This is a genomic window from Parvibaculum sp., assembly GCF_045863935.1.
Lineage (GTDB): Bacteria > Pseudomonadota > Alphaproteobacteria > Parvibaculales > Parvibaculaceae > Parvibaculum.
In genome coordinates this window covers 78,620-104,519 of the sequence record NZ_BTVP01000001.1, presented here as the reverse complement: position 1 = coordinate 104,519, position 25,900 = coordinate 78,620, and the positions used below count along the sequence as shown (strand labels likewise).

Sequence of the window (25,900 nt, the reverse complement as noted above, 5' to 3'; positions counted from 1 at the left end):
CGGAGATCGCTCTCCGGGGCTCTTCGTTTCGTGTGACCCTCGATCAGTTCACGGGCTGCTGCCTTGCCTTGTCCTCAAGCGCGCGCTTCTGGACATAGGCCTTGACCGCATCGACATCGGCTTCCGACAGATGGTCGGCGAAACTCGCCATGCCATTGTCCGAGAGCATGCCGCCGCGCACGATGTCCTGGAAGTGCTCGCGTGTCGTTTCGTTCATGCGCCGCAGATCCGGCGTGACGCCCGGCGAAATCCCGAGCGCACCGTGACACAGCATGCAATAGGTCGCGTAGGTCACCTCGCCATGCCGCACCTCTTCTTCGGAAGCGGTGAGCGCCGGCCAGTCCGGGATCGACTGGTCGCGCAGCGCGAGCTGCGGCAGTTCCTTGCCACCGCCGATCTTGAAGGTGAGCAGACGGCCGTCATTGCCGTATTTCGCGGCAGCCGAGGTGCGCGCATCGCCCGAGACGATGTTGACGCCGCCCCAGCCCGCAAGCACCGACACATATTGCTCGCCATCGACCGTATAGGTGACGGGCGCGGCGACGATGCCGGTCTGGATCTGCTGCGACCAGACGCGCTCGCCGGTATCGGCCTTGTAGGCATGGAAGTAGCCGTCGGCCGTACCCTGGAAGATGAGGTTGCCCGCGGTCGCCAGCACGCCGCCATTGAGCGGCGCAGGATATTCCGCCTGCCACTTCACCTCGCCCGTCGCCGGATCCCAGGCTTTCAGGTAACCCTTCTCCATCGGGATTTCCGGCAGCGCGATGATGGCGTCGACGTAGTCCGTCCAGTCGATGCCGGTGTTCCACCAGTTCTTTTTCGGTGTGAACTGCTTCTCGGTCTTCCACTGTTCGCTCAGCGAATAGATGCCGGCGATATCCTGCGTCGGAATGTAGACGAGGCCGGTCTGCGGGCTGAAGGCCATCGGATGCCAGTTATGCGCACCGTTGGCCGAGGGCAGCACGAAAGCCGTCCTGTCGCCATACTCACCCTCGCCCGTTTCGACCGGACGTCCGGTTTCCATGTCGATGTGGCTCGCCCAGGTCACGGTCGAGAAGGGGTTGGCCGAGATGAGTTCGCCGCTCGTGCGGTCGAGCACATAGAAGAAGCCGTTCTTCGGCGCCTGCATGATGACCTTGCGCGACTGCCCCTTGATCTCGATATCGGCGAGCATGAGCGGCTGCGTCGCGGTGTAATCCCAGTTGTCGCCGGGCGTCGTCTGGTAATGCCACTTCATGCGGCCCGTATCCGCGTCGAGCGCAAGGATCGACGAGAGATAGAGATTGTCGCCGCCGCCGGGCGAGCGGATTTCGCGCGTCCAGGGCGAACCGTTGCCGGTGCCGACATAAAGCGTGTTGCTCTCGGGCTCGTAGACCATCGAGTCCCAGGCGGTGCCGCCGCCACCGATCTTCCACCACTCGCCGCCCTTCCAGGTCGGCATCGCGGCTTCGAGTTCGGGGTTCTCGATGGGGAGCGAAGGATCGCCGGGCACGGTGTAGAAGCGCCAGGCCTGCTCGCCCGTTTCCGTGTCATAGGCGGTGATGAACCCGCGCACGCCATATTCGCCGCCGCCATTGCCGATCACGACCTTGTCGTTGAAGACGCGCGGTGCGCCGGTGATCGTGTAAGGTGCGCCCGGAACCGTGTTCACCTCCCAGACGACGGAGCCGTCTTTCGCGTCGAGAGCGAAAAGACGTCCGTCGAAGCTCGCCACATAGACGCGGCCCTTCCAGACCGCGACGCCGCGATTGACGACGTCGCAGCAGCCATAGCGGCCCCACTCGCCGGGCACTTCCGGGTCGAAGCGCCAGAGTTCCTCACCGCTCTTCGCGTCGACCGCGATGGTGATGCCCCAGTTCAACGACATGTACATGGTGCCATCGACGACGATGGGCGTCGCCTCGAGGCCGCGCGTCGTGTCGGTGTCGAGCGACCAGGCGAGAGAAAGCTCGCCGATATTTTCCGGCGTGATCTGGTCGAGCGGCGAAAAGCGCTGCTCGCTATAGGTGCGGCCGTGAGCGAGCCAGTTGCCCGGCTCTTCATCCGCATTGGCGATGCGCTCGAGATCGACGCCCACCGCCCCTTCCGCTTTCTCCGCGGGCGCAGGCACCGGGAGCTCGCCCGTTCCGGCCTCCGCCGCCGGAGCTTCGGCCACCGGCGCGGTTTCTTCCGCCCCGCCGCCAATGAACTGCCAGCCGATGAGCCCTGCCAGCACCAGACCTGCAGCGGCATTGACCGCCACAGGCCACTTCTTTGCTAAATCCGCCATGGACCTCCCCGTCCCTCTGATGGGCGCCGCGCGCCACCGTTTTGCGGAGCGCCGCTCCGCCTTTTTGCAAAGACATTAACCGAAGCGCCAGGGCCGGGAAACCCACCCCATACTGCGGCGCGATTGCTGTGGCGCCGATTTTTTGCTGAACTCTCCTGAGGCATTGTGATCATTATTTGAGCAATGATGCAGAAATGCCTAGAAAATGAGCGAAAGATCTACCCGCTGCCATTCCGAGCGGCAGCGCCCGAACAAGATTTCATCGAAAATTCATGGGGATAGCCGATGGAGGCCCCTCCGGCACACTTCTTGAGATAGAGGCGCCAAGCGCAGGATCCGATGTCCGCCGGGAGACGGGCAGGCTGCGCGGAAAAGCCGGAAGCTCTGCCCGGCGCATAACTGGAGAGACCAATGACCAGCAATATTGCATGGAGGCGTGTCCGGAACGGTGCTCTCGGCACGGCGGCAGCCTCTTTCGGCCTTCTGGCGACGGCGGGAGCCGCCCTGGCCCAGGAAGAAGCCCCCGTTCTCAACAGCGGCGACACCGCCTGGATGATCACCGCAACGGCCCTCGTCCTGCTGATGACGATCCCCGGCCTCGCCCTTTTCTATGGCGGCATGGTCCGCAAGAAGAACGTCGTTGCCATGACGGCCCAGAACTTCGCCATGGCCGCCGTGATGTCGGTCGTCTGGATGGCGGCGGGCTACTCGCTCGCCTTTGGCGACGGCGGCGCGATGAATGCCTGGGTGGGCGGCCTCGACAACCTCTTCCTGTCGGGCCTCGGCGTCGACGCCATGTCGGGCACGATCCCCGAAAGCGTCTTCATGACCTTCCAGATGACCTTCGCGATCATCACCCCCGCCCTCATCACCGGCGCCTTCGCCGACCGCATGAAGTTTTCCAGCATGCTGGTCTTCATGGTGCTCTGGGCACTGTTCATCTACTCGCCCGTCTGTCACTGGGTCTGGGGCGGCGGCTTCCTCGCCGAGGACGGCGTGCTCGACTTCGCCGGCGGCACGGTGGTTCACATCAATGCCGGCATCGCGGGCCTCGTCGCCTGCCTCGTGCTCGGTCCCCGCAAGGGCTTCGGCACGGAAAACATGGCGCCGCATAATGTCGTACTGACCATGATCGGTGCCTCGCTGCTCTGGGTCGGCTGGTTCGGCTTCAACGCCGGTTCGGAACTCGCCGCCGATGGCCGCGCCGGCATGGCGATGGCGGTGACGCAGATTGCCGCCGCGATGGCCGCCGTCACCTGGATGGTCGTCGAGTGGATCATGCACAAGAAGCCGACCCTGCTCGGCCTCGCAACCGGCGCTGTGGCCGGTCTCGTCGCCATCACGCCGGCGGCCGGTTTCGTCGATCCGATGGGTGCTTTCTGGATCGGCCTCGCCGCAGGCGCGATCTGCTACTTCGCCTCGACGAGCCTCAAGCGTGCGATCGGCTATGACGACGCACTCGACGTCTTCGGCGTTCACGCGGTCGGCGGCATTGTCGGCGCCGTGCTCACCGGCGTCTTCGCCACCGCCGCCATCACCGGCGCGGACGCGCCCGTCGGCGCCATCGACGGCAACTGGGCGCAGGTCGGCGTGCAGATCAAGGGCATCGTCGTCACCATCGTCTATTGCGGCATCGGCACCTTCATTCTCCTCATGCTCACGCGCCTCTTCTTCGGCCTGCGCGTGTCGCCGCAGGAGGAAGTCGAAGGTCTCGACATCAGCCTGCATGGCGAAGTGATCCACTAGACGCCATCGCGATACGAGAGAAAGGGCGCCCCTCGCGGGCGCCCTTTTTGTTTTGCCGGCACCTCGCAGGAATGCTTGCGCAAGTGGAAGATGTGTAAGTGATGCAGATGCGCAAGACGATCTGCGTCGTCGTCATATTTCCGTAGACTGACTGTTGCGAATGCTGTTGCACAGAAATTGTGCATCGAAGGGCAGCCATCTGGGCATGCCCTCCGCGAGAAGCGGCACAACGCCACAACATCTGCCGCAAAGCTGCGGATTCCGTGACGATTCAACGGCGCATCCACAGTAATCACGCGCGGCACGGTTCTTGATTGTAGGTGTGAGCTTGAGCCCGGACGCCCGCTTCATTCATCACGGCGGCGTTGGGACCGGGCGGACAAACGCCGGCGGCACGAGGCCCATCCGGCGGCAGAAAAGAGGAAACTCAAATGAAGCTCGTTATGGCGATCATAAAGCCATTCAAGCTGGACGAAGTCCGAGAAGCCCTGACGGCGATCGGTGTCCAGGGTCTGACCGTGACGGAAGTAAAGGGTTACGGCCGGCAGAAGGGCCAGACCGAAATCTATCGCGGCGCGGAGTACGCGGTGAACTTCCTGCCAAAGCTCAAGATTGAAGTGGTCGTTGCGACCGACCAGGCCGACAGCGTCGTCTCCGCGATCAGCGGTGCGGCAAAAACCGGCCAGATCGGCGACGGCAAGATTTTTGTGATTTCCGTCGAGCAGGTGCTGCGTATCCGCACCGGCGAAACGGACGCGGAAGCTCTTTAGTCTCTGTACTGACTAAGCGGCTTTCGTAATTGGGGAAGGCAACCCTCTAACGAGAGAGGAACGATGACCAAGACTGGACGATACATTCGCATGGCGGGGATGGCGGGGCTCGCCGTACTGGCCATGTCGGCGCCTGCCTTCGCGCAGGAAGTCGAAGAAGTGGCCGAAGAGGCCTTTGCGCTCAGCGCGCCCGATACGGCATACGTGTTCAACACCTTGCTGTTCCTGATGACCGGCTTCCTCGTCATGTTCATGGCGGCCGGCTTCGCAATGCTTGAGGCGGGTCTGGTCCGCTCCAAAAACGTCGCGATGCAGTGCACGAAGAATATCGCGCTCTATTCCATCGCCGGCATCATGTACTACCTCGTCGGCTACAACCTGATGTATTCGGGCGTCGATGGCGGCTATTTCGGCTCCATCTCGATCTGGGGTGTGGACGATAGCGGCGGCGTCGCAAGCGATGGCTCGGGCTATGCATCCGCTTCCGACTGGTATTTCCAGATGGTCTTCGTGGCGACCGCCGCTTCGATCGTTTCGGGCACGCTGGCCGAGCGGATCAAGCTGTGGCCGTTCCTGGTCTTCACCGTCTTCCTGACCGGCATCATCTATCCGATCCAGGGCGCCTGGCAGTGGGGCGGCGGCTGGCTCAGCGAACTCGGCTTCTCCGACTTCGCCGGTTCGACGCTTGTGCACTCGACGGGCGGCTGGGCCGCTCTGATGGGCGCGCTCGTGCTCGGCCCGCGTATCGGCAAGTATGTGAAGGGCGGCGGCGTCAATCCGATGCCCGGCTCGTCCATGCCGCTCGCAACGCTCGGCACCTTCATCCTGTGGCTCGGCTGGTTCGGCTTCAACGGCGGTTCGGAGCTCGCGCTCGGTTCGCCCGACGAGGCGAATGCGGTGGCGACGATCTTCATCAACACGAACATGGCGGCGGCTGCCGGTGTGGTCGCGGCGATGCTGCTGACGCAGCTCCTCTACAAGAAGGTCGACATCACCATGGCGCTGAACGGCGCTCTGGCCGGCCTCGTGTCGATCACGGCTGAGCCGCTCGCACCGACCCTGGGCTGGGCCCTGGCCATCGGCGCCATCGGCGGCGTGATCGTGGTGCTGACGGTTCCGCTCCTCGACAAGCTCCGCATCGACGACGTGGTGGGCGCGATCCCCGTCCATCTCTTCTGCGGCATCTGGGGCACCATGGCGGTTCCGCTGACCAACGCCGACACGAACTTCGCCGCTCAGGCGACGGGCGTGATCTCCATCGGCATCTTCGTCGCCGTGACGAGCCTCGTGCTCTGGCTCGCACTGCGCTTCACGATCGGCATCCGCTGCTCGGAAGAGGAAGAAATGATGGGTCTCGACAAGGCCGAAATCGGCGTCGAAGCCTATCCGGAGTTCACGGTCCGCTAACGCGCATCTCTCGGAGCGGGGCCTCTTCCCTCTGGCCCCGCTTCTCTCCCACGGCCGCGAACCCCTTGCCACCACTTCCGGGCGTTCGCGGCAAGACTTGAGCCCGCAGATCCCCTCTGCGGGCTCTTTTTTATGCAGCCGCGCGTGCCGGTACATGGCAGCCGAAGCCGGAGCACGGATATTCTGCATAACAATTAATCCGTTTGCCTCCGGATAGGGATCAATTGCTAGGCAGAAAACCCGTCTGTCCCGCTCCTGCTTTCTATCCCCTCCGCTAAGTCCTTGATCTCACGTGCCTCGACAAAATGCAGCCGAGTGGCATGCATATTGATTGTGCACTTCGCTGAATAATCAGGCCGCGGCTCCCCCGGGAGATACAAAGCGCGGCGGGAGCATCCGGACAAGGCAAACGAAAAGCCAGGCGGATGTGTGGTGGCAAGGAAAGGGGAGACCTTCATGGATCCGATAGAATCCGCTGGCGCCGTCTCGGGCGCCGGCGCCGATGTGTTTTTCATTCTCATGGGTGCAATTCTCGTCTTCGCGATGCATTCGGGCTTCGCCTTCCTGGAAGTCGGCACCGTGCGCCACAAGAACCAGGTGAATGCACTGGTGAAGATCCTGGCGGATTTCGCCGTTTCGACCATTGCCTATTTCTTCATCGGCTACGCGGTCGCCTATGGCGTCGGCTTCTTCTTCAGCGCCGCGGTGCTGAACGGCAACGAGGCCGCCGAAGGCGCGAGCTTCGCGCCGCAAGGGGCCTCGCTTGTGAAGTTCTTCTTCCTGCTCACTTTCGCGGCCGCCATCCCGGCGATCATTTCGGGCGGCATCGCGGAGCGCGCCCGGTTCTGGCCGCAAGCCATGGCGACCGCCGTCATCGTCGGCCTCATCTATCCCTTCTTCGAAGGCATCGTCTGGAACGGCAATTTCGGCCTTCAGGAGAGCTTCGAAGCGGCCTTCGGCGCCCCATTCCATGACTTCGCGGGCTCAATCGTCGTCCACGCGGTCGGCGGCTGGCTCGCGCTCGGCGCGGTCGTGATGCTTGGCCAGCGCAAGGGCCGCTACACGAAGGAGGGCAAGCTTGTCGGCTTTCCGCCATCCTCGATCCCCTGGCTGGCGCTGGGTTCCTGGCTGCTCTGCATCGGCTGGTTCGGCTTCAATGTGATGTCCGCCCAGTCGCTCGAAAGCGTCTCCGGCCTTGTCGCCATGAACTCGCTCCTCGCCATGGCGGGCGGCATTCTCGTCTCGCTTGCCGTCGGACGGAACGATCCGGGCTTCATCCATAACGGCGCCCTTGCGGGCCTCGTCGCGGTCTGCGCCGGGTCGGACATCATGCACCCGCTCGGTTCGCTCGTTGTCGGCGGCGTCGCGGGCGCGCTCTTCGTCGTCATGTTCGAGGCCTGTCAGGCGCGCTTCAAGATCGACGACGTGCTCGGCGTCTGGCCGCTTCATGGGTTGTGCGGCCTCTGGGGCGGTATTGCCGCGGGCATTTTCGGTCTCACGGAACTGGGCGGCCTCGGCGGCGTGACCTTCCTCAGCCAGCTCGCCGGCTCTCTCGGCGGTGCCCTTTATGCGGGCATTGCGGGCCTAGCGCTCTATGCCGTCCTCAAGACCCTCATCGGCATAAGGCTCAGCGAGGAAGAAGAGCATCGCGGCGCCGACCTTTCGATCCACAAGATCGGCGCAAACCCCGAAGCGGACATGGCACCCCGGTGACCGGCACGGCGTTCCCGCGCCCCACTTTTAAGGCTTCGTTAAGCGGCTGCTTGCGATTCTGTGGATAAGGTGCGGGAATTCCACAGCTTTTTCCACGGCGCGGGCCGGTTCGGGTGACTGGACCGGCCCGCCTCTGGAAGCTAAGATCGCGCCGTTCCGCTTATCCCGGTTTCCGCACATTTTGTATCGCGGGTCCGGTGCGCCCCAGGACCTTGCGCGATTCCCATGACGGCGAGCCCTTCCTCACGCTTCGAGAGCCTTCCGGACAGCCCCTTTCCGCGCCTCAATGCGCTGATCGAAGGGATTGAACCGGGAAGGCCGCCGCTCGTCATGTCGCTGGGCGAGCCGCAACATCCCTTCCCGAAATTCGTGATGGAGGAAATCTCCCGGAAATCCGCTCTTTTCGGCAAGTACCCGCCGATCGTCGGAACCGCCGAATTCCGCAACGCCGCCGCCGGCTGGCTCGGCCGCCGCTATGGCATCGCGGATGAGATCGGCACGGGCCGCGCCCTCGACCCCGAGACGCAGATCCTGCCGGTGAACGGCACACGGGAAGCGCTTTTCAACATCGCCCAGATCGCGACGCCGCCCGAAAAGGCCGGGAAGCGGCCGGCGATCCTGATGCCGAACCCCTTCTACCAGTGCTATGCGGCCGCGGCACTCGCGGCGGGCGCCGAGCCCGTCTATATCGCGGCGACGAGGGAAACGGGCTTCATTCCCGATTTTGAGGCCCTGCCCGAGGAACTCCTTGCCCGCACGGCGATGATCTATTTCTGCAGCCCCGCCAACCCGCAAGGCTCGGTTGCGAGCCTCGGCTATCTGCAGCGGTTGATCGCGCTCGCACGGGAGCACGCCATCGTGCTCGCCATCGACGAATGCTATGCCGACATCTATGACCGCGAGCCGCCCGCCGGGGCGCTGGAGGCGGCCCTGGGGATGGACGCAAAGGGGGGCGATCCCTTCGCCAATATCATTGTCTTCCACTCGCTGTCGAAGCGCTCGAGCCTGCCAGGTCTGCGCTCGGGCTTCTGTGCCGGCGAGCGCGCGCTCATGCAGCGCTTCCGTAATTTCCGCAATATCGCCGCGCCGCAAGTGCCGCTGCCGCTGATGGCGGCGTCGGCCGCCTGCTGGAGCGACGACGCCCACGCGGCCGCCAATCGCGATCTCTACCGCGCGAAAATCGACGCTGCCGAACGCGTGCTCGGCAACCGGTTCGGCTTCTACCGGCCGCCGGGCGGCTTCTTTCTCTGGCTCGACGTCGGTGACGGCGAAAAGGCCGCGCGCGAACTCTGGGCGAAAGCCGGCGTGAAAGTGTTGCCGGGAGCCTACCTCTCGCGCGAAGATTCACCTTACGGCCCGGGCGGCAACCCCGGCACCGCCTATATTCGCGTCGCCCTTGTCGACGGCGTGGCCGAAACCGAGGAAGCGCTTGCGCGCATGGCGGAGGTTCTGTGATCGGTTCCTCCGCAAGGGAAGGCCGGTCCGCCGGTGGCAAGCAGGCGCGCAAGAAGACGGCCAAGAAATCCGGAGCGGCTTCGCGGAAGCGGCAGGCCCCGAGGGGCGATCGGAGGATGCAGCGCGTGAGACGGTGGCTCGTCAATCCCCTGAGCTATCTGCCGCCGGCAGTGAACGACTTCCTTTTGCGCCGCGTCGTGGAAGGGGCGGGCATCGCGCTCATCATTGTGTCGGGCTTCGGGCTGCTTTCGGTGCTGAGCTGGTCGCTTGACGACCCGAGCTACAACAACGCGACGCCGCCGACCCGCGCGCCCGAGAACTGGATGGGACTTCCCGGCGCCTATGTCGCCGATGTGCTGTTGCAGACGCTGGGGCTCGCCTCGATCCTGCTTCTGGTGCCGCCGCTCGTCTGGGGCATCCGCGCTTTCTCGCATCGCGTCTCCTCGCATATCGTCCTGCGCGTCGCGGCCTGGCTCGCTGCAACGCTGGCAACCGCGATGCTTCTCGGCGCGCTGCCGCGTTTCACCTTCTGGCCGCTGGCGCTTGGACTTGGCGGTGTGCTGGGCAATGCGCTCGCCGCGCTCGGGCTCAGCCTCTTTGCGCCGCTGACGGGCGAGGGGGCCGCCTACACGTTGACGGCGCTCATCGCCGCGCCGCTCGCTTTCTTCCTGTCGCTCTTTGCCACAGACACCTCCCTGGCCGATCTTCGCACCGCTGCCACGCGCATCCGCACCCTGCGGCGCGCCGAGCCGGAAGAGGTCGAGGAGCGCCGCTACACCGGCAGCGCCCGGCCGCGCCGGCGCGCAAGCGCCGAGGAAGAAGCGCCGCGTCCGCGCAGGCCCGATGTGGAACCGAGCCGCCTGCGCATTCTCATGTGGGCGGTTGGCGACCGGGTGAGCGATGCGGCCGACCGCCTGATGCGGCGGGGCGACTATGCGCCGCTCACATCGGAAGAAATCGAAGCCGCGCGTCAGGGCCGCCTCGGTGAGTTTGGCCGCCGCGTTGAAGAGGAGAGCGCGAAGGAGCGCCGCGCCCGCCGCCGCGAAGCGCGCGCGGAACAGGAACGGGTCGAACCGGCATGGTCGGAAAAGCCGGCCCCGCGCGTCAACCGCAGCGTGGTAAAACCGTCCAAACCCTCGACCCGCGCCGCCCGCGAGGCGCAACCCAAATTGCCGCTCGAACCGGCGGGCGACTACCAGTTGCCGCCGCTGAGCCTCCTGACGCGGCCGAAGAGCTCCGGCGTTTCGGCGCAGCTCACCGACGATGCGCTGCAGCAGAACGCGCGCCTGCTCGAGTCCGTTCTCGACGATTTCGGCATCAGGGGCGAAATCATCTCCGTAAGGCCGGGACCCGTGGTCACGCTCTACGAACTCGAACCCGCGCCGGGCATCAAATCGTCGCGCGTGATCTCGCTTGCCGACGACATCGCCCGCTCGATGAGCGCCGTCTCAGCGCGTGTCGCCGTCGTGCCGGGACGCAACGCCATCGGCATCGAGCTTCCGAATGCGCGTCGCGAGATGGTCTATCTGCGCGAGCTGCTCGAAACGCAGGAATATGAAAACTCGAGTTCGAAGCTCACGCTGGCGCTCGGCAAGAACATCGGCGGCGAGCCCGTGCTCTCCGACCTCGCGCGCATGCCGCATCTCCTGATCGCAGGCACCACCGGCTCCGGCAAGTCGGTCGGCATCAACACCATGATCCTGTCGATCCTCTACCGGCTCTCGCCCGAGCAGTGCAAGCTCATCATGATCGACCCGAAGATGCTTGAACTTTCCGTCTATGACGGTATCCCGCATCTCCTCGCGCCCGTCGTCACCGAACCGAAAAAGGCGGTCGTCGCGCTCAAATGGGTCGTGAAGGAGATGGAAGACCGCTACCGCAAGATGTCGAAGGTCGGTGTACGGAATATCGACGGCTACAACACGCGCGTTATCGAGGCGAATGAGCGCGGCGAAGTGCTGGTCCGAACCGTGCAGACCGGCTTCGACAAGGAAACGGGTCAGGCGATCTACGAGGAAGAGGAGATGGACCTCTCGCCCATGCCCTTCATCGTCGTCATCGTCGACGAGATGGCCGACCTCATGATGGTGGCGGGCAAGGAAATCGAAGCCGCCGTGCAACGTCTGGCGCAGATGGCGCGTGCCGCCGGCATTCACATCATCACCGCGACACAGCGCCCGAGCGTCGACGTGATCACGGGCACGATCAAGGCGAACTTCCCGACACGCATTTCCTTCCAGGTGACGTCCAAGATCGACAGCCGCACCATTCTGGGCGAGCAGGGCGCCGAACAGCTTCTCGGCCAGGGCGACATGCTCTACATGGCGGGCGGCGGCCGCATTCGCCGCGTGCACGGTCCCTTCGTCGCCGATGAGGAAGTCGAGAAGGTCGTGACCTTCCTCAAGAAGCAGGGCGTGCCCGAATATCTCGAGGCAATTACCGCCGAGGAAGAGCAGGGCGACGACCCCTTCGCGCTGGATGGCGGCGGCGGGTCTGGCGACGATCTCTACGACAAGGCTGTCGCGATCGTTGCGCGCGACAAACGCGCCTCGACGAGCTACATCCAGCGTCGCCTCCAGATCGGCTACAACCGGGCTGCGCGCCTGATCGAGCTTATGGAAGAACAAGGCGTCGTGAGCCCGCCAAATCATCAGGGAAAGCGCGAAGTTCTCATCGGCGATCACTGAAGAAAGAGCGATTCCGCCGTTAACGCCGCGCTAACCGGACGCCGCCAAAAGGCCCTTTGGGGCTCAATATTTCGCCACAAAGAGCAGCCATGATTTCCCTCATGAGAGACTTGGATCAGAACCACCGCTACCGGCAGCGCATGTTGCTCGCCGCAGCCCTTGTCGGACTTGGCCTCCTCTTTGTGGCCTTCCTGACGGCAGGGGGGCGGTCGGCGCGGGCCGAGACGTCGCTCAACGAGGAAGACAGCGTGGCGCTGGCGGAAGCGAGCGCCTATCTCTCGTCTCTCGAGAACCTGCAAGGCGACTTCCTGCAGGTGGGTCCCGACGGTTCGGTCGCCGAGGGCAGGTTCTATCTCCGCCGCCCGGGCAGACTGCGTTTCGAATATGCGCCGCCGGAAAATCTCCTCGTCGTCGCGGACGGCACCTGGGTTGCGGTAAAGGACAGCGCCGCCGCCGCGCAGCGTTATCCGATCGCCTCGACGCCCTTGGGTCTCATTCTCGCGAAGAATGTGAACCTTGAGGAAAAAGCTCGCGTGCTCAATGTCGAGGAGCAACCGGGCTCGCTCCTTATCGCGCTGGCCGATCGCTCCGGCGAGGCGCCGGGCCAGATCACACTGATCTTCGACCGGCCGAAAATGCAGCTCCGCCAGTGGGTCGTAACCGATGTGCAGGGCCTTCAGACCACGGTCGCTCTGAGGAATGTCGAGACCGGCATCCGCGCCGACAATTCGCTTTTCGTCCTTCGGGACGACCAGCGCCCCGAAATCGGCGGAAACCGCTGATCCCGGTGGCTGGCGCCTGAGCTTCCCGTCTATTATCCTCAACACATCTCTTTTGTTGCGCCGCGTCCTGTCTTGACCTCGGGCAGGGGCGGCGTGGTACTTGTGAACGAGCATGACCCGAAAATCAGGCCGGCGTCCCATCGTCGGCATCCCCTGCGACGTCAAGATGCTGGGACCGCATCCCTTTCATGCGGCCGGCGAGAAGTACATCGCCGCCGTCGATGGCGGCGCTGACTGCCAGCCCATTCTCCTGCCTGTTCCGCGCGAGCCCTTCGACGCTGCAAGGGATCACCTCGCAGAACTCTTCGACCTTTGCGACGGCATCTTCCTCACCGGTTCGCATTCGAACGTGCACCCGGAGGAATATGGCGGCACACCGCCGCGCGAGGGCGTATTGCTGGACCGCCAACGCGACGCGCTGACGCTGAAGCTCATCCGCGCCTGCGTGGACCGTGCCGTGCCGCTCTTTGCGGTCTGCCGCGGCTTCCAGGAGCTCAATGTCGCCTATGGCGGCACGCTGCATCAGCACATCCACGAGGTCCCCTCGGAGCCCGGCTACGAGCCCCGCCTCGATCATCGTGAAGACAAGAACGATCCTCTGGATGTGCAGTATGGCCCGGCACATGCCGTCATGCTGGAGGAGGGCGGCATGTTCGAAAAGCTGCTCGGCACACGGACAATTGAGGTAAATTCTCTGCACGGGCAGGGCGTGGCGCGGCTCGCGGACGCCCTGGCGGTGGAGGGCCGGGCGCCGGACGGCACGGTGGAAGCCGTTCATGTGCGCGGCGCCACGGGCTTCGCGCTCGGCGTGCAGTGGCACCCGGAATGGAAGTATTGGGAAAACCCGGAATCGCAAAAGCTGTTCCGGGCTTTTGGAGACGCGGTGCGCGAGGCAGCGGCCGCGAACGCGGAAAAGGAAAGAGTGGTGTCCCATGGCAATGGGCAGCGAGAAGGACGAGAGGGTCGAGAACACGGACGACCTGATCAAGTGGCTTAAGGACCGCCGCATTACCGAAGTCGAATGCATGGTGTCGGACATGGCCGGCATCGCACGCGGGAAAATCATTCCGACCCGGAAGTTCATCGCCGGGCTCAGCGATCGCTCATTGAAGCTCCCGGAGTCGATCTTCGGTCAGACCGTCACCGGCGACTATGTCGACAGCGACTTCCTCGGCGACATCGAACCCGACATCATTCTCGATCCCGATCCGGCGACGGTGCGCGTGGTTCCCTGGTACGACGAGCCGACGGCGCAGATCATCTGCGACGCGAACTATCGCGACGAACGACCGGTCCCCATTGCACCGCGCAACGTGCTGAAAAAGGTCGTGGCGCTCTTCGAGGAGAAGGGCTGGGTACCCGTCGTCGCGCCGGAAATCGAATTCTATCTGGCGGCGAAGAATATCGACCCCGACTATCCGCTCGAACCGCCGGTCGGCGCGAACGGCCGGCAGGAAACGGCGCGTCAATCCTACGGCATCGATGCGGTGAACGAGTTCGATCCGATCTTCGAGGACATGTACGATTTCTGTGAAGCGCAGAACCTCGACATCGACACGCTCATTCACGAATCCGGCGCGGCACAGGTCGAAATCAATTTCGACCACGGCGACCCGCTCGAGATCGCAGACCAGGCCTTCCTCTTCAAACGCACCATGAGACAGGCGGCGCTGCGCCACGGCATCTATGCGACCTTCATGGCCAAGCCTTACGAGGGCGAGCCCGGCAGCGCCATGCATATCCACCAGTCGATCGTGAGCGCGGAGACGGGCGACAATCTCTTCGCAACGAAGCAGGGCAAGGACACGAAGCTGTTTCTGGGCTATATCGCCGGCCTGCAGAAATTCCTGCCCGACGCGATGGCGCTCATTGCGCCCAACGTCAATTCCTACCGCCGCATCGTTCGCGATCACGCCGCCCCCATCAACACGCATTGGGGCCACGAGAACCGCACAGTGGGCTTGCGCGTGCCCGAAGCGAAGCGTCAGGGCCGGCGTGTGGAAAACCGCGTACCGGGCGCCGATGCGAACCCCTATCTCGCCATCGCAACCTCGCTTGCCTGCGGTTATATCGGCATGGTGAACGACCTGAAGCCGACCAAGGAGATGACGGGCAACGCCTATGACAGCAAACGCTACGCGCTGCCACGCCACCTGCTCGACGCGCTCGACAATCTGCGCACCGCGTCCGAACTGAAGGAAGTGCTCGGCGCCGATTTCGTCACCCTCTACATGGACGTGAAACTGACCGAGCACGAAGCCTATCAGCAGGTGATCTCCGCCTGGGAACGGGAGCACCTGCTCTTGAACGTGTGAGCGCAAAACTGGCAAATCGGTGGGAGTTCCCTATAATCGTCCCATGACCAGCGACGCCTTCACGCCTGCCGCAAGGATGCGTCTCGCCAAGCGCGAGTTGCTGATCCTCTGCGCGCGCATCGGTTACAACCCGTAAGTCCGCTCCGGCGTGGTCCACGGGGACCGCGCTTTTCCGCCTTTTTTCATTCGGAACCGGAGCACGCGAAATGTCGCAATCAGCCGCTATTTCAAATCAGACCAAGCGCTGGCAGGAGATGGACGCAGCCCATCACCTCCACCCCTTCACCACGCACAAGGACCTCGCGCAAAAAGGCGCCCGCGTCATAACCCATGCCGAGGGCGTCTATCTCTACGACTCGGAGGGCAACCGCCTGATCGACGGCATGGCGGGCCTCTGGTGCGTGCAGGTGGGTTACGGCCGCGAGGAACTCGCACAGGCCGGCTACAAGGCGCTGAAGGAGCTTTCTTACTACAACAGCTTCTTCCAGACGACGAACCCCTATGTCGCCGAACTTTCGCAGAAGCTCTCGGAAGTCTGTCCGAAGGGGATCGACCGTTTCTTCTTTGCCAATTCAGGCTCGGAGGGAAACGACAGCGCGGTGAAGATCATCCGCTATTTCTGGAACCTTCAGGGAAAGCCGAACAAGAAGGCCTTCATCGCCCGCAAGAAAGCCTATCACGGGGTCACCATGGTCGCGGCCTCGCTGTCTGGCCTGACCCACATGCATCCGCAAGCCGACCTGCCGCTGCCCGGCTTCCACCATGTCGACTGCCCCGACTGGTTCGCCGAGGGCGGCGACATGACGCCCGAAGAGCATGGGCTCAAGACCGCACAAAGCCTTGAAGAAAAGATCCTCGAACTGGGCGCCGACAATGTGGCGGCCTTCGTTGCCGAACCGATCCAGGGCGCGGGCGGCCTCATCATTCCGCCGAAGGGCTACTGGGAAGAAATCCAGCGCATCTGCCGCAAATACGACGTGCTGCTTCATGTCGATGAAGTGATTTGCGGTTTCGGCCGCACGGGCAACTGGTTCGGATCGGACACGTTCGGCATCGAGCCCGACATGATCAACATGGCCAAGGGGCTCTCGTCGGGCTATCAGCCGATCGCCGCCGTGGGCCTCGGCAAACGCGTCGGCGACGCCGTCTTCAACTCCGACAATGAATGGTCGCACGGCTTCACCTATTCCGGGCACCCGGTCGCGGCCGCCGTCGCACTCGCCAATCTCGAGCTCATGCAGAAGGAGAAGCTCGTCGAGAAGGCGGGCGGCGCCACCGGCAGCTATTTCCAGAAGAAGCTCGCCGAACTTGGCGACCACCCGCTTGTCGGCGGGACCCGCGGCGTCGGGGTCATCGGCGCGATCGAGCTCGTGAAGGACAAGAAGACGCGCCAGAAGTTCGACAACACGCTCGATGTCGGCACGCGCTGCCGGAACCATTGCTTCTCGAACGGTCTTGTGATGCGGGCGATCGGCGACACCATGGTTCTGAGCCCGCCCTTGACGATCACCGAAAGCGAGATGGACGAACTCTTCTCCCTCGCCCGCCGCTGCATCGACCTCACGGCAAAGGACCTGGGCGTGAGCTGAACGGGACGGGGCGCCTTGCGGCGGTTTGCCGCAGCAGGCGCCCCTCCCCCCGCACGGCCATCTCTAACCCGATGATTTTCCTTCGTTTTCCGTCAGATGCGGGGACATTAATTTACAGCTTACGATTGTAAACAGACCGTATTGAAGCCGGGATAAGTCGCACCTATCTACTTGGACATGAGGGCCGAGCGTGAAGCTGCCCGGGTGACCTGCCCCCCGCTCACCCATGGCAGTGCTTGAGCCCCCTTACGGCGCCGGTCTTCCCCTCCCGGCGCCACGCGCAAGACGCGCGGTTGCGCCTCGCCTCCCCCCGGCGGGGCGCAACTTTTTTTGCGCCCCGCCATCCTTGGACTAAAGGTTGGGGCGCAACTTTTTTGCGCTCCGGCCCGCCAAGCGGCTAATCTCAGCCTCCCTTCCACGCACCCCGCAAAAGCGCGAGCCCAGAACGCGATGTCCCGCCTCTTCGACGACGGCAACGAGCCGCACATGCTGATCTCCGATGCGGAGCTCGATGCGCTGGAAGCGGAAATTCCCATTCTCGCCGGGCTGCGCCACTTTGCCGAGGAAGCGGTCAACATGCCCTGGTTCACGCGGCTCGGGCGGCCTCTCGACCGCGAGGTCAAGGCGCTCGCGCGCTCCTATCTCGACGGCCTTGGCTTTCCCGATGCCGAACCCGCGCGCCTTCGCGACTGGGTGGAAGCGGCCGACGCCGCCATGGCGCTCGACATCGACCCCGCGCATTGGGAAGCCGAGGAAGGGCTACGCGCGGCACTTGTGACCGATGCACTCGATCATCTGAGCGAAGATGCGCTCAATATCGCCATGACGCACGTCTCCGCGCTCCTCGGTGAGCGCGTGCGCATGGCGGTCCACGACGCCGCGCATTTCTGGGAGGTCGAGGACGAGGAACTGTTGAACGCCGCCGCGGGCGCCGCGCTTCATGCCGCTCACGGTGCCGCCCTTTCCCTTGTCGCCGGCGGCGATGACGATCATCCCTTCCGCCGCAAGTTTGCGCTTTTCACGCGGGGACGCTGGCCGATCGGCATTGCGGGCCTCACCTTCAACATCTTCTGACCCATCCCGACATCAAACAAGAAACGGACAAGACGTTGGATTTCAAGATCGCGACCTGGAATATCAATTCCGTCCGCCTACGAATTAATCTGGTCGAACGGCTGCTCGCCGAAGAAAGCCCGGACGTACTCTGTCTTCAGGAGATCAAGTGCATCAACGATGCATTCCCCTTCAAGGACATCCGGAAGGCGGGTTACGAGCACATCGCCGTTCACGGCCAGAAGGGTTATCACGGCGTCGCCACGCTGAGCCGCATCCCTTTCAAGAAGATCGAGAGCCGGGATTTCTGCGAGAAGGGTGACTGCCGTCACATCGCGACCGACCTCGATGTCCCGGGCGGTTTGCAGATCCACAATTTCTACGTTCCGGCGGGCGGCGACGAGCCCGATCCGGCAATCAACGACAAGTTCGCCCACAAGCTCGCCTTCCTCCGCGAGATGATTCGCCTCTACGAGAAGCAGAAATCGAAATCCGCGAATCGCATGATGCTGCTGGGCGATCTCAACATCGCGCCGCTCGAACACGACGTCTGGTCGCACAAGCAACTTCTGAAGGTCGTGAGCCACACGCCGGTCGAAGTGGAACTCATGAACGAACTCTACGCGTCGCATGACTGGGTGGACGTGATGCGCCGTTTCGTGCCGGACACGGAGAAGCTCTACTCATGGTGGAGCTATCGCGCGAAGGATTGGGAAGCGGCCGATCGCGGCCGCCGGCTCGATCACATCTGGGTCACGCCGGCGCTCTCTGATGCGCCTGTCGCCATGAAGGTCCGCAAGGATGCGAGGGGGTGGGAGCGGGCGTCGGATCATGCGCCGGTAATCACGACGCTGAGGCTTTAGCTGGGGGGGCCAGCTTTTCGGGGTGAACGCCTCCCGCCGCCCGCTCCTGGGGTTCCTACCGATATCTGCCGCCATCCGGAGGAATTGGGGGCCTCCGGTGGTCGGTTCTAGCTAGGGTAGATACCCCATATTAGGGTGTTGACCCTATTCGCGCAAGGGGGCAGGTTGGCCGCTTCGATGGCCTTGCCGCTCCGATGCGGCCTTTGTCGTTGGCGCAGCGGCGGATACCCTCGAAGCAGAAAACCCTCGAAGAAACGAAACGGCATGGCACCCAAGACCAAGGACAGGATTCTGGCAGCGAGCCTCAGGCTCTTCAACGAGAACGGCTATGACGCCGTGACGACAGCCAGAATCTCGGAGGAGGTCGGCATTTCGGAGGGCAACCTCTGGTACCACTTCCGCACCAAACGCGATCTTGTGAGGGAACACCAGCTGGCGCTCTTCGTGCTAATCGACAAGCGCCTCTCTGTTCCTTCCACGCCGGAAACGGTGCTTGAGAACTATGCGCTTCTCAATCGCATGATGTTCGAGGAAGTCTGGACCTATCAGTATCTCTACCGCGACCAGGCGGAATATGGCCGCGCATCGCCCGAACTTGAGGAGCGCGTCCACCAGATCTACGACATGACGACGCGCATATTGATCCGCTTCTTCCGTCACATGATCGAAGCGCGGCACCTCGATATGCCGGAGGACGAACTGGCTCCGCTTGCGGACAACGTTTGGATGGTGATTCGCTACTGGCCGAGCTTTCTTCGCGAAACGCGCCGCGTGCTCAAGCTCGACAAGGCGGCGCTGAACGCCGGTATCCGCCATCACTTCGCGCTCTTCGAAACACACCTGACGAAGGAAGCGCGGCACTATTTCGACAGAAACGGCTATGCCTGAGCAGGCTCGCCTTGCGGCACCTTCTTCTTGAGCGTCACGAAAGTCGCCGTCGAACTCCCCGTTGCAAGAAGCCTCCCCTCTTCGTCGGCGAGCTCCCCCTCGATAAATCCGACCGACTTTCCGCGCTTGATGACGCGGCCCGTCCCGATGATACGGCCGGGGCGCGCGGCATTCAGCATCGACACCTTGAGTTCGAGCGTGGGCGAAATCTGACCCCATTCGAGATCGAGCCCCACGGCAAGGCTCATCACATCGTCGAGCATTGCCGCGACCATGCCGCCCTGAATGCCGCCCCACATGTTGCAGAGATCGGGGCCGGCATTGAAGGCCACTTTCACCGTGCGGCTTTCCTTGTCGGCCTCAAGGATTTCAAGTCCGAGATAGCGGCTCGCCGGCGCCATACGCTTGAACACCGCCTGAATGTTCGGCGGCCAGTCGCCGGACGGCTTCGTATCGCTCATTCCTTCTGTCCCTTGCCCTTTTTCCCATTGCGGCCAAACTGCACCTGAAGCACCCGAAGATCGGCGCCGGCATCGTCCAGCCGGTTCGCAAGCCGCGTGGCAACCGCTCCAGCCATCTCCGGAAACTCGCCAAGCAACCGCTGAAACATGTCCCGCCCGATGCGTAATGTCAGCAGCCTCGTCACCGCTCTCACGCGCGTCCGCCGCCGCTCCGGATTGAACAGCGCCGTTTCGCCGATGAGATCGCCTGTGTCAAGCCGCAGCGCCCGCGGCGGACCACCCTCCCCCTCCGCCAGCATCGCCGCCTCGCCCTCAAGGATGAGCCAGGCGCAGTCCGCCACTTCGCCCACATCGAACAACGTATCGCCCGGCGCATATTCCCGCCGCTCACAGGTAAAGGCGACAACTTCGAGGCGCACGGGGTCGAGACCGGCGAAAAGGTCCACGCGTTGAAGAAGGGCGACGGCGGGTTCAAGACTCATGAACCGAGAATAGCGGAGGGAAAGCGACCTGTCCCACCCCTCTGTTTGCGCGGCGGCACCGGGAACGCTAAGAACAGACGGATTGAAAACGGGGAGTGGCGTCCGATGGAACGAAAGCATACCGGGATCGCCTGGGATTGGCCGAACCCGTTCATCTTCGAGACGAGGGTCGAGCCCCAGCATATCGACGATTTTCAGCACACGAACAATGTCGTCTACCTCACCTGGATGGCGAAGACCGCCTGGGAACACTCCAAAGCGCTCGGCCTGGACTTCGCAAACTATGCGCGGCTGAACCGCGGCATGGTCGTCCGGCGCCACGAACTCGAATATCTTGCCGCCAGCCGCGAAGGCGAGACGGTTCTCGTCGGAACATGGATCACGGGGAATGACGGACGGCTCAGGCTCAGACGCCGCTTTCAGATGGTCAACGGAAATACAGGTGAGACGCTGCTTCGCGGTTTGACCGATTTCGTCTGCATCAACGTGGAGACAGGCCGGGCGACGCGAATGCCGCCCGAGTTTGTATCGACCTACACGATTACGGCAACGGTCGAAGGAGATGCCTGAGACACTGCTGCGTCATTTGGTCCGCTTGGATTGCGGCAGCTTGCGGGGCAGATACATGGTCCGTTCCAGTGCTGATCGAGAGGCCCCAAATGGACCGCATAGACGGCCCCACCTTGTTCCTTATCAACATCCTGCTTCTGCTCGCGATCGCCGTCATCGTCTGGGGGCCGGGCGCCCTCCTTGTCGCGGCACTCATCGGGGCACCGCTAACGCTCGGCGCGGTCGTCACCCTGTCGCTGACGGCAAGGGCGTGAGCTTTCCCGCTTACGGCACGAGCCGGTAGCCGCCCGCTTCCGTCACCAGAATTTCAGCGCTCGATGGGTCCTGCTCGATCTTCTGCCGCAGGCGATAGATGTGCGTCTCGAGCGTATGCGTCGTGACACCTGAATTGTAGCCCCACACTTCCGCCAGAAGCGTGTCGCGCCCGACCACTTTGGAACCCGCGCGATAGAGATATTTCAGGATCGACGTTTCCTTCTCCGTCAGCCTTATCTTTTTTTCCTGAGCATCCACCAGCACTTTCGCGCTCGGCCGGAAGGAGTATGGGCCGATCTTGAAGACCGCGTCCTCGCTCTGCTCGTGGCTGCGCAGATGTGCACGGAGACGAGCGAGCAGAACGCCGAAGCGGAACGGCTTGGTGACATAGTCGTTCGCGCCCGCATCGAGACCGAGGATCGTGTCAGAGTCGGTGTCGGCGCCCGTCAGCATGATGATCGGCACCTTCACACCCGCCTTGCGCATAAGCCGGCAAACTTCCCGGCCGTCCATGTCCGGCAAGCTGACATCGAGCAGCACAAGATCGACATGATTGGCCCGCACATGATCGAGCCCAGCCGCTCCCGTCGCTACTGCGGTACAGGAAAATTCTTCGTGAAGCTGAAGTTGCTCGGCAAGCGATCCCCGCAGCGTATCGTCATCGTCGACAACGAGTATTTTCTTTTTTCCGTTCATGCTCTCTCTACAGGGAATAGCCAAGCCGCTCGACATGCGGCTTCAGGATGGGAAGCACCGGCTTCATCTGCTCTTCGTAACGGCGCCACCTTTCGGTCGCCGTCGAATAGATCGGCTGCGTCACCTGCGAATAAGAGGGCGTGCGGATCGTTCCGCGCGCAAGCGCATGCGCTGCCGGATTGCTCACAGCATCGTTCCAATCGAGTCCGAGAAAGGATAGCACCGGCTCGACCTCGGCCCTGAGATCGGCAACGAGATTCTCGTAGCGGACCTCCTGAACATTCAGCGGCAACAATTCGCGATATCGCTGCCAGAGCGTGAACACGCGGTCGTAGAAGCGCGCAGACCCCTCGAGCGTCAGGAAGTTCACCATGGCACCGTTCGGAACGAAGTCCTGCATGAAGCAGGAGAGCACGCAATCTGCCGGATGACGGAGCGCGAAGATGATGCGGGCCTCGGGAAACAAGCGGTGCACAAGACCGGCGTGAATGGCGTCGAGCGGCATCTTGTTGACGACGGTCTTTTGCTCGAGCAGCGCCCCTTCCTTGCGCAGGGCCTCCCAATATACCTGGCGCAGAGCCTGCCGATCGGTTTCCGTCAGCTTCGCGATGCCTCGCGGATATCCCGCGATTGCATTTCGCACCTCTCTGAGCAGCGGCCGCTCCTCGAATACCTGCACATCCGGATGAGCGTCCAGTATCTGATCCAGCAATGTCGTCCCGGACCTTGGAAACCCGACAAGGAAAACCGGCACAGAAGCATGGCCTGCTTCCTTTCCGTTTTCCGGGACAGGCGTCCAGCTTTTCACAAAGTCGGGCACAAACGTCTCGATCAGCTTTTCAACGTCATCGGCGAACTTGCGCAGGTTCACATGTTTGAGTTCCGGAAGCTGGCTCGTCGCGTCGTTCATCCGGGTGAAGTAGGAAAATGCGGCCGCGGCATCGCCCTGCTCATCGCAAATCTGCGCCAGTTCCGCATAAGTAAGACGTGCTTCCGACCGCGAGATAGCGCCGGTATCCAGCGATTCCAGGCGTTCCCTCAATTCGGTCAGAAGTGCGTGATCATGCTTGCGCTGCCGGCGGCGCGCTTTCGACCAGGTCCGCAACGCGGCCGCGTTCGACGGATCCCCAGCGAGCGCCTCCTTGGCAAGGGAGATGGCTTCGTCAAGTTCGCCAAGCCTCTCATGGGTCGTGGCGACGATCGCCTTGATTTGCGGCGGCACAGTATCGAGCACAGCCATCGCACGTTGGCCGAAGGAAAGCGCCTCACGAAACATGCCCGCCGCCGCCGCCGCCGCAGAAGCGCGCATATAGGAAGAGGCTTCGTTGGGCCGCAATTCGATCAACCGTTCGAAGTCAGCGATCGCTTCCTCATAGCGCGACGTGTCCTGATAAAGCTGACCGCGATTGAGATAAATCTCCGGATAGCCGGAATCGATCGCCTCGGCGCGAAGATAGGAAATAAGGGCTTCTTCCCCCTTCCCCTGATCTCTCTGCGCATTGCCGAGATTGACCCAGACATTGGGGTGGCGGGGCATGAGCGCGGCAGCCGCGGCGATGAATTTCTCGGCCTTTTCAGCGTCGCCTCGGCCCAGGGCAACGAGCCCGATCAGATGAAGCGCATCGGGATTTCGGGGTTCGGCCTTGAGCACACCTGCCGCCGCCGCACTCGCATGTTCGAGTCTTCCTGCCGCGAGATGACCGCCGCCAAGCCGAAGCAGTTTGATGATGTCGTCCTGCCCTATGGCCTTCTCGACCTGGCCTGCGCTTGGCCGAAAGCCGCCGGCAGCCGCGCTTGCCGGAAGGCCAACCGTCGGCTTGAACGAACCTTGCGTCCCGAAGCCCGGACTGAACGGTTTCGCCGGACCTTTCGGAGGAAAGTCTTTCGCCATGCTGCGCTTTCAATGAGGGGGCCGTCATGGCCGCCGGAACGGTGTGAGCGGAGTTTGCCATAGCTCTCCCTGCCGACCAACGCACGGGATAGTGAACTGCAACAGGGACCGCAAGCCTTGCCGCCCCGGCACCCCGGCCCGGCAAAATCTGCCGTCGGAGACCCCTGATATGCATCACGAGCCTCCGGAAACCGCCATGTCCTGTCTGGCCCGATGCTTGCTCATTCAGGGAGCATGACTGATTTTTCCGCAGCCCATATCGGCATTCAGCATCGCCCAGGCAAGCAAAATCTCGCCACGGCGGCCTTCGATGCCCTGCGCACGGCCCGCGCCGAAGGCCGGACCCCCGAAGGCAGCAATCTCACCTTCGGCGACATCATCGATACGCTGAACCCCCTCCAGCACATTCCGCTGGTCTCCGAGGTCTATCGGGGCCTGACGGGGGACGGCATCAGCGCCCATGCGCGCATCGCTGGCGGCACCCTTTGGGGCGGTCCCCTGGGCCTCGTTGCCTCTGTTGCGAGCCTCGCCGCCGCGGGCAACGGCGAGGACGGCATTGGCGATCGGATCTATGCCTCTCTGTTCGGCGATGAAGAGCCTGCCGGGATACCGGCCGTGCGCGTGGCGGAAAAATCGCAAGACGCCCCGGCGCTGCCGGACGCGGAGCTGACGACCGCTTCGATCGTGCCAACAGCGCTCCCCCCTCAGGACGGGACCGCATCCGAAGGCGCCAGCCCCCTCCCCCGGCTGAGCCCCGAGGCGTTCCAGGCCTTGATCGGCTCCTTCGCCGATCCGGCCAAGGTCGAGACGACGGCAGACGAAACCGAAACCGGCCGGCCCGCCGATCTTGCCAGCGCCATGCTCGACGCGCTCGACAAGCATCAGGCCATGAAGACCCCCGAACCGGCGCGATAAGGCCGCTTCGCCCGATTGCCCCCGCCTGCCGCGCTCCCTAATCTGTAGCGGTCATGGCTTCTTCCGCAGACATCGCCACCGAAATCATCGTGACCGGCTCGCCTGGCAGCACCTGCGGCGAATTGCGCGTGGGCAATCTCCGCTTTCCCTGCGCCCTCGGCCGCACCGGCGTGAGCGCGAAAAAACGGGAAGGCGACGGCAGCACGCCGCTTGGAACTTTTCCTCTGCGTGAACTCAGATACCGTCAGGATCGTGTGCAAGCGCCCGCGACGGCCCTGCCGCTCATTCCGATCTCGCCCATGGACGGATGGTGCGATGCGCCCGAAGACCCCGCCTATAACCGTCCGGTTCGCCTGCCTTATCCGGCAAGCGCCGAGACCATGTGGCGAGAGGACCATCTCTACGACCTTGTCGTCGTCCTTGGGCACAATGATTCTCCCGTCGTTCCTTATGCCGGGAGTGCCGTCTTCTTTCATCTTGCGCGAGAAGAGAGGGGCGAGTTGCAGCCGACGGAGGGTTGCGTCGCCCTGCGGCTCGACGACATGCTGAGCGTTCTTGCGCTCTGCGGAACTGAAACGCGGATGCGGATCGAGAAGGCCTAGGCCCGCGTTCCAAACAGCGCACTGCCGACGCGCACATGCGTGGCGCCAAGCTTCACCGCCGTTTCGAAATCGCCGCTCATGCCCATCGAAAGACCGGCAAGACCATTCCGCCTTGCGATCTTGTCGAGCAGCGCGAAATGCAGCGCCGGTTCTTCGTCCACCGGCGGAATGCACATGAGCCCCTCGACCTCGAGTGCCCACTCCTCGCGGCACCGCCCGAGAAACCCGTCAACGTCCTTCGGCGCGAGGCCCGCCTTTTGCGGTTCGTCGCCCGTATTCACCTGCACGAAGAGCCGGGGCAGTGTCCGCCCCTTCTCCCTCGCCTTGACAAGCGCCTCCGCGAGTTTTGGCCGGTCCAGCGTGTGAAGGACGTCGAAGAGATCGAGCGCGTCGTCGAGTTTGTTCGTCTGCAAGGGACCGATCAGATGAAGCTCGACGTCGCCGTATCGTTCGCGCAATGCAGGCCACTTCCGGGCTGCTTCCTGCGCGCG

At 63.2% G+C, this 25,900-nt stretch carries 23 protein-coding genes; 17 read left to right on the top strand and 6 right to left on the bottom strand.

Annotated elements, in window-relative coordinates; genetic code table 11:
* Positions 1-43: 43 nt before the first annotated feature.
* On the bottom strand, positions 44-2,269 hold the full coding sequence (locus ACKUUH_RS00540) for a PQQ-dependent dehydrogenase, methanol/ethanol family (RefSeq protein ID WP_407947888.1): 2,226 nt from the start codon (positions 2,267-2,269) through the stop codon (positions 44-46).
* Positions 2,270-2,680: 411 nt separating this feature from the next.
* Between ACKUUH_RS00540 and ACKUUH_RS00535 the strand changes: the two genes are divergently transcribed.
* The 13 genes from ACKUUH_RS00535 (at position 2,681) to ACKUUH_RS00475 (ending at position 19,537) form a co-directional block, all read left to right on the top strand.
* Positions 2,681-4,015, top strand: coding sequence for an ammonium transporter (locus tag ACKUUH_RS00535; RefSeq protein WP_407947887.1), 1,335 nt, complete (start codon positions 2,681-2,683; stop codon positions 4,013-4,015).
* 431 nt (positions 4,016-4,446) lie between these two features.
* The gene (locus ACKUUH_RS00530) at positions 4,447-4,785 is read left to right on the top strand and encodes a P-II family nitrogen regulator (RefSeq protein WP_407947886.1); all 339 of its coding nucleotides are present in this window, start codon (positions 4,447-4,449) and stop codon (positions 4,783-4,785) included.
* A 63-nt stretch (positions 4,786-4,848) separates the two neighbouring features.
* Positions 4,849-6,192 carry an ammonium transporter gene (locus tag ACKUUH_RS00525; RefSeq protein WP_407947885.1) on the top strand — a complete coding sequence of 448 codons (1,344 nt, stop codon included), beginning with the start codon at positions 4,849-4,851 and terminating at the stop codon, positions 6,190-6,192.
* A 456-nt stretch (positions 6,193-6,648) separates the two neighbouring features.
* Positions 6,649-7,905: an ammonium transporter gene (locus ACKUUH_RS00520; RefSeq protein WP_407947884.1), complete on the top strand. Its 1,257-nt coding sequence runs from the start codon at positions 6,649-6,651 to the stop codon at positions 7,903-7,905.
* Positions 7,906-8,130: 225 nt separating this feature from the next.
* Positions 8,131-9,360: an aminotransferase class I/II-fold pyridoxal phosphate-dependent enzyme gene (locus ACKUUH_RS00515; protein ID WP_407947883.1), complete on the top strand. Its 1,230-nt coding sequence runs from the start codon at positions 8,131-8,133 to the stop codon at positions 9,358-9,360.
* Between the two features lie 116 nt (positions 9,361-9,476).
* Positions 9,477-12,047 carry a DNA translocase FtsK 4TM domain-containing protein gene (locus tag ACKUUH_RS00510; RefSeq protein WP_407947882.1) on the top strand — a complete coding sequence of 857 codons (2,571 nt, stop codon included), beginning with the start codon at positions 9,477-9,479 and terminating at the stop codon, positions 12,045-12,047.
* 101 nt (positions 12,048-12,148) lie between these two features.
* Positions 12,149-12,829: a LolA family protein gene (locus ACKUUH_RS00505; protein WP_407947881.1), complete on the top strand. Its 681-nt coding sequence runs from the start codon at positions 12,149-12,151 to the stop codon at positions 12,827-12,829.
* A gap of 112 nt (positions 12,830-12,941) precedes the next feature.
* On the top strand, positions 12,942-13,826 hold the full coding sequence (locus ACKUUH_RS00500) for a gamma-glutamyl-gamma-aminobutyrate hydrolase family protein (protein WP_407947880.1): 885 nt from the start codon (positions 12,942-12,944) through the stop codon (positions 13,824-13,826).
* On the top strand, positions 13,762-15,144 hold the full coding sequence (locus tag ACKUUH_RS00495; protein WP_407947879.1) for a glutamine synthetase family protein: 1,383 nt from the start codon (positions 13,762-13,764) through the stop codon (positions 15,142-15,144). The genes ACKUUH_RS00500 and ACKUUH_RS00495 overlap by 65 nt, the downstream gene beginning before the upstream one ends.
* A 206-nt stretch (positions 15,145-15,350) precedes the next feature.
* Positions 15,351-16,733, top strand: a complete 1,383-nt coding sequence (locus tag ACKUUH_RS00490) for an aspartate aminotransferase family protein (protein WP_407947878.1) — start codon at positions 15,351-15,353, stop codon at positions 16,731-16,733.
* A 450-nt stretch (positions 16,734-17,183) separates the two neighbouring features.
* A complete protein-coding gene (locus ACKUUH_RS00485; RefSeq protein ID WP_407947877.1) occupies positions 17,184-17,807 on the top strand; it encodes a hypothetical protein in 624 nt (207 codons plus the stop codon).
* A gap of 35 nt (positions 17,808-17,842) precedes the next feature.
* The gene (gene xth / locus ACKUUH_RS00480; protein ID WP_407947876.1) at positions 17,843-18,649 is read left to right on the top strand and encodes an exodeoxyribonuclease III; all 807 of its coding nucleotides are present in this window, start codon (positions 17,843-17,845) and stop codon (positions 18,647-18,649) included.
* A gap of 264 nt (positions 18,650-18,913) precedes the next feature.
* A complete protein-coding gene (locus ACKUUH_RS00475; RefSeq protein WP_407947875.1) occupies positions 18,914-19,537 on the top strand; it encodes a TetR/AcrR family transcriptional regulator in 624 nt (207 codons plus the stop codon).
* Here the strand turns inward: ACKUUH_RS00475 and ACKUUH_RS00470 are convergent.
* Together ACKUUH_RS00470 and ACKUUH_RS00465 are read right to left on the bottom strand one after the other, a co-directional pair.
* Positions 19,528-19,998 (bottom strand): PaaI family thioesterase, encoded by a 471-nt coding sequence (locus tag ACKUUH_RS00470; protein WP_407947874.1) that lies wholly within the window; start codon positions 19,996-19,998, stop codon positions 19,528-19,530. The genes ACKUUH_RS00475 and ACKUUH_RS00470 overlap by 10 nt on opposite strands.
* On the bottom strand, positions 19,995-20,480 hold the full coding sequence (locus ACKUUH_RS00465) for a Crp/Fnr family transcriptional regulator (protein ID WP_407947873.1): 486 nt from the start codon (positions 20,478-20,480) through the stop codon (positions 19,995-19,997). Before ACKUUH_RS00465 ends, ACKUUH_RS00470 begins: the two co-directional genes overlap by 4 nt.
* Positions 20,481-20,585: 105 nt before the next feature.
* On the opposite strand from ACKUUH_RS00465, the gene ACKUUH_RS00460 reads away from it, so the two are divergent.
* Positions 20,586-21,050 carry an acyl-CoA thioesterase gene (locus ACKUUH_RS00460; protein WP_407947872.1) on the top strand — a complete coding sequence of 155 codons (465 nt, stop codon included), beginning with the start codon at positions 20,586-20,588 and terminating at the stop codon, positions 21,048-21,050.
* A gap of 89 nt (positions 21,051-21,139) precedes the next feature.
* Complete coding sequence (locus tag ACKUUH_RS00455) at positions 21,140-21,304, top strand: hypothetical protein (RefSeq protein WP_407947871.1); 165 nt, start codon at positions 21,140-21,142, stop codon at positions 21,302-21,304.
* 10 nt (positions 21,305-21,314) lie between these two features.
* On the opposite strand, the gene ACKUUH_RS00450 is transcribed toward ACKUUH_RS00455, so the two are convergent.
* A complete protein-coding gene (locus tag ACKUUH_RS00450; protein WP_407947870.1) occupies positions 21,315-22,001 on the bottom strand; it encodes a response regulator transcription factor in 687 nt (228 codons plus the stop codon).
* 7 nt (positions 22,002-22,008) lie between these two features.
* Positions 22,009-23,892 carry a tetratricopeptide repeat-containing sulfotransferase family protein gene (locus tag ACKUUH_RS00445; RefSeq protein WP_407947869.1) on the bottom strand — a complete coding sequence of 628 codons (1,884 nt, stop codon included), beginning with the start codon at positions 23,890-23,892 and terminating at the stop codon, positions 22,009-22,011.
* A gap of 234 nt (positions 23,893-24,126) precedes the next feature.
* Between ACKUUH_RS00445 and ACKUUH_RS00440 the strand changes: the two genes are divergently transcribed.
* A complete protein-coding gene (locus tag ACKUUH_RS00440) occupies positions 24,127-24,807 on the top strand; it encodes a hypothetical protein (RefSeq protein ID WP_407947868.1) in 681 nt (226 codons plus the stop codon).
* Between the two features lie 53 nt (positions 24,808-24,860).
* Complete coding sequence (locus tag ACKUUH_RS00435; RefSeq protein ID WP_407947867.1) at positions 24,861-25,409, top strand: L,D-transpeptidase; 549 nt, start codon at positions 24,861-24,863, stop codon at positions 25,407-25,409.
* Here the strand turns inward: ACKUUH_RS00435 and ACKUUH_RS00430 are convergent.
* Positions 25,406-25,900, bottom strand: a 495-nt coding sequence (locus tag ACKUUH_RS00430) for a YggS family pyridoxal phosphate enzyme (RefSeq protein WP_407947866.1), incomplete at its 5' end; no start/stop codon positions are given. The two genes, ACKUUH_RS00435 and ACKUUH_RS00430, sit on opposite strands and share 4 nt — an antisense overlap.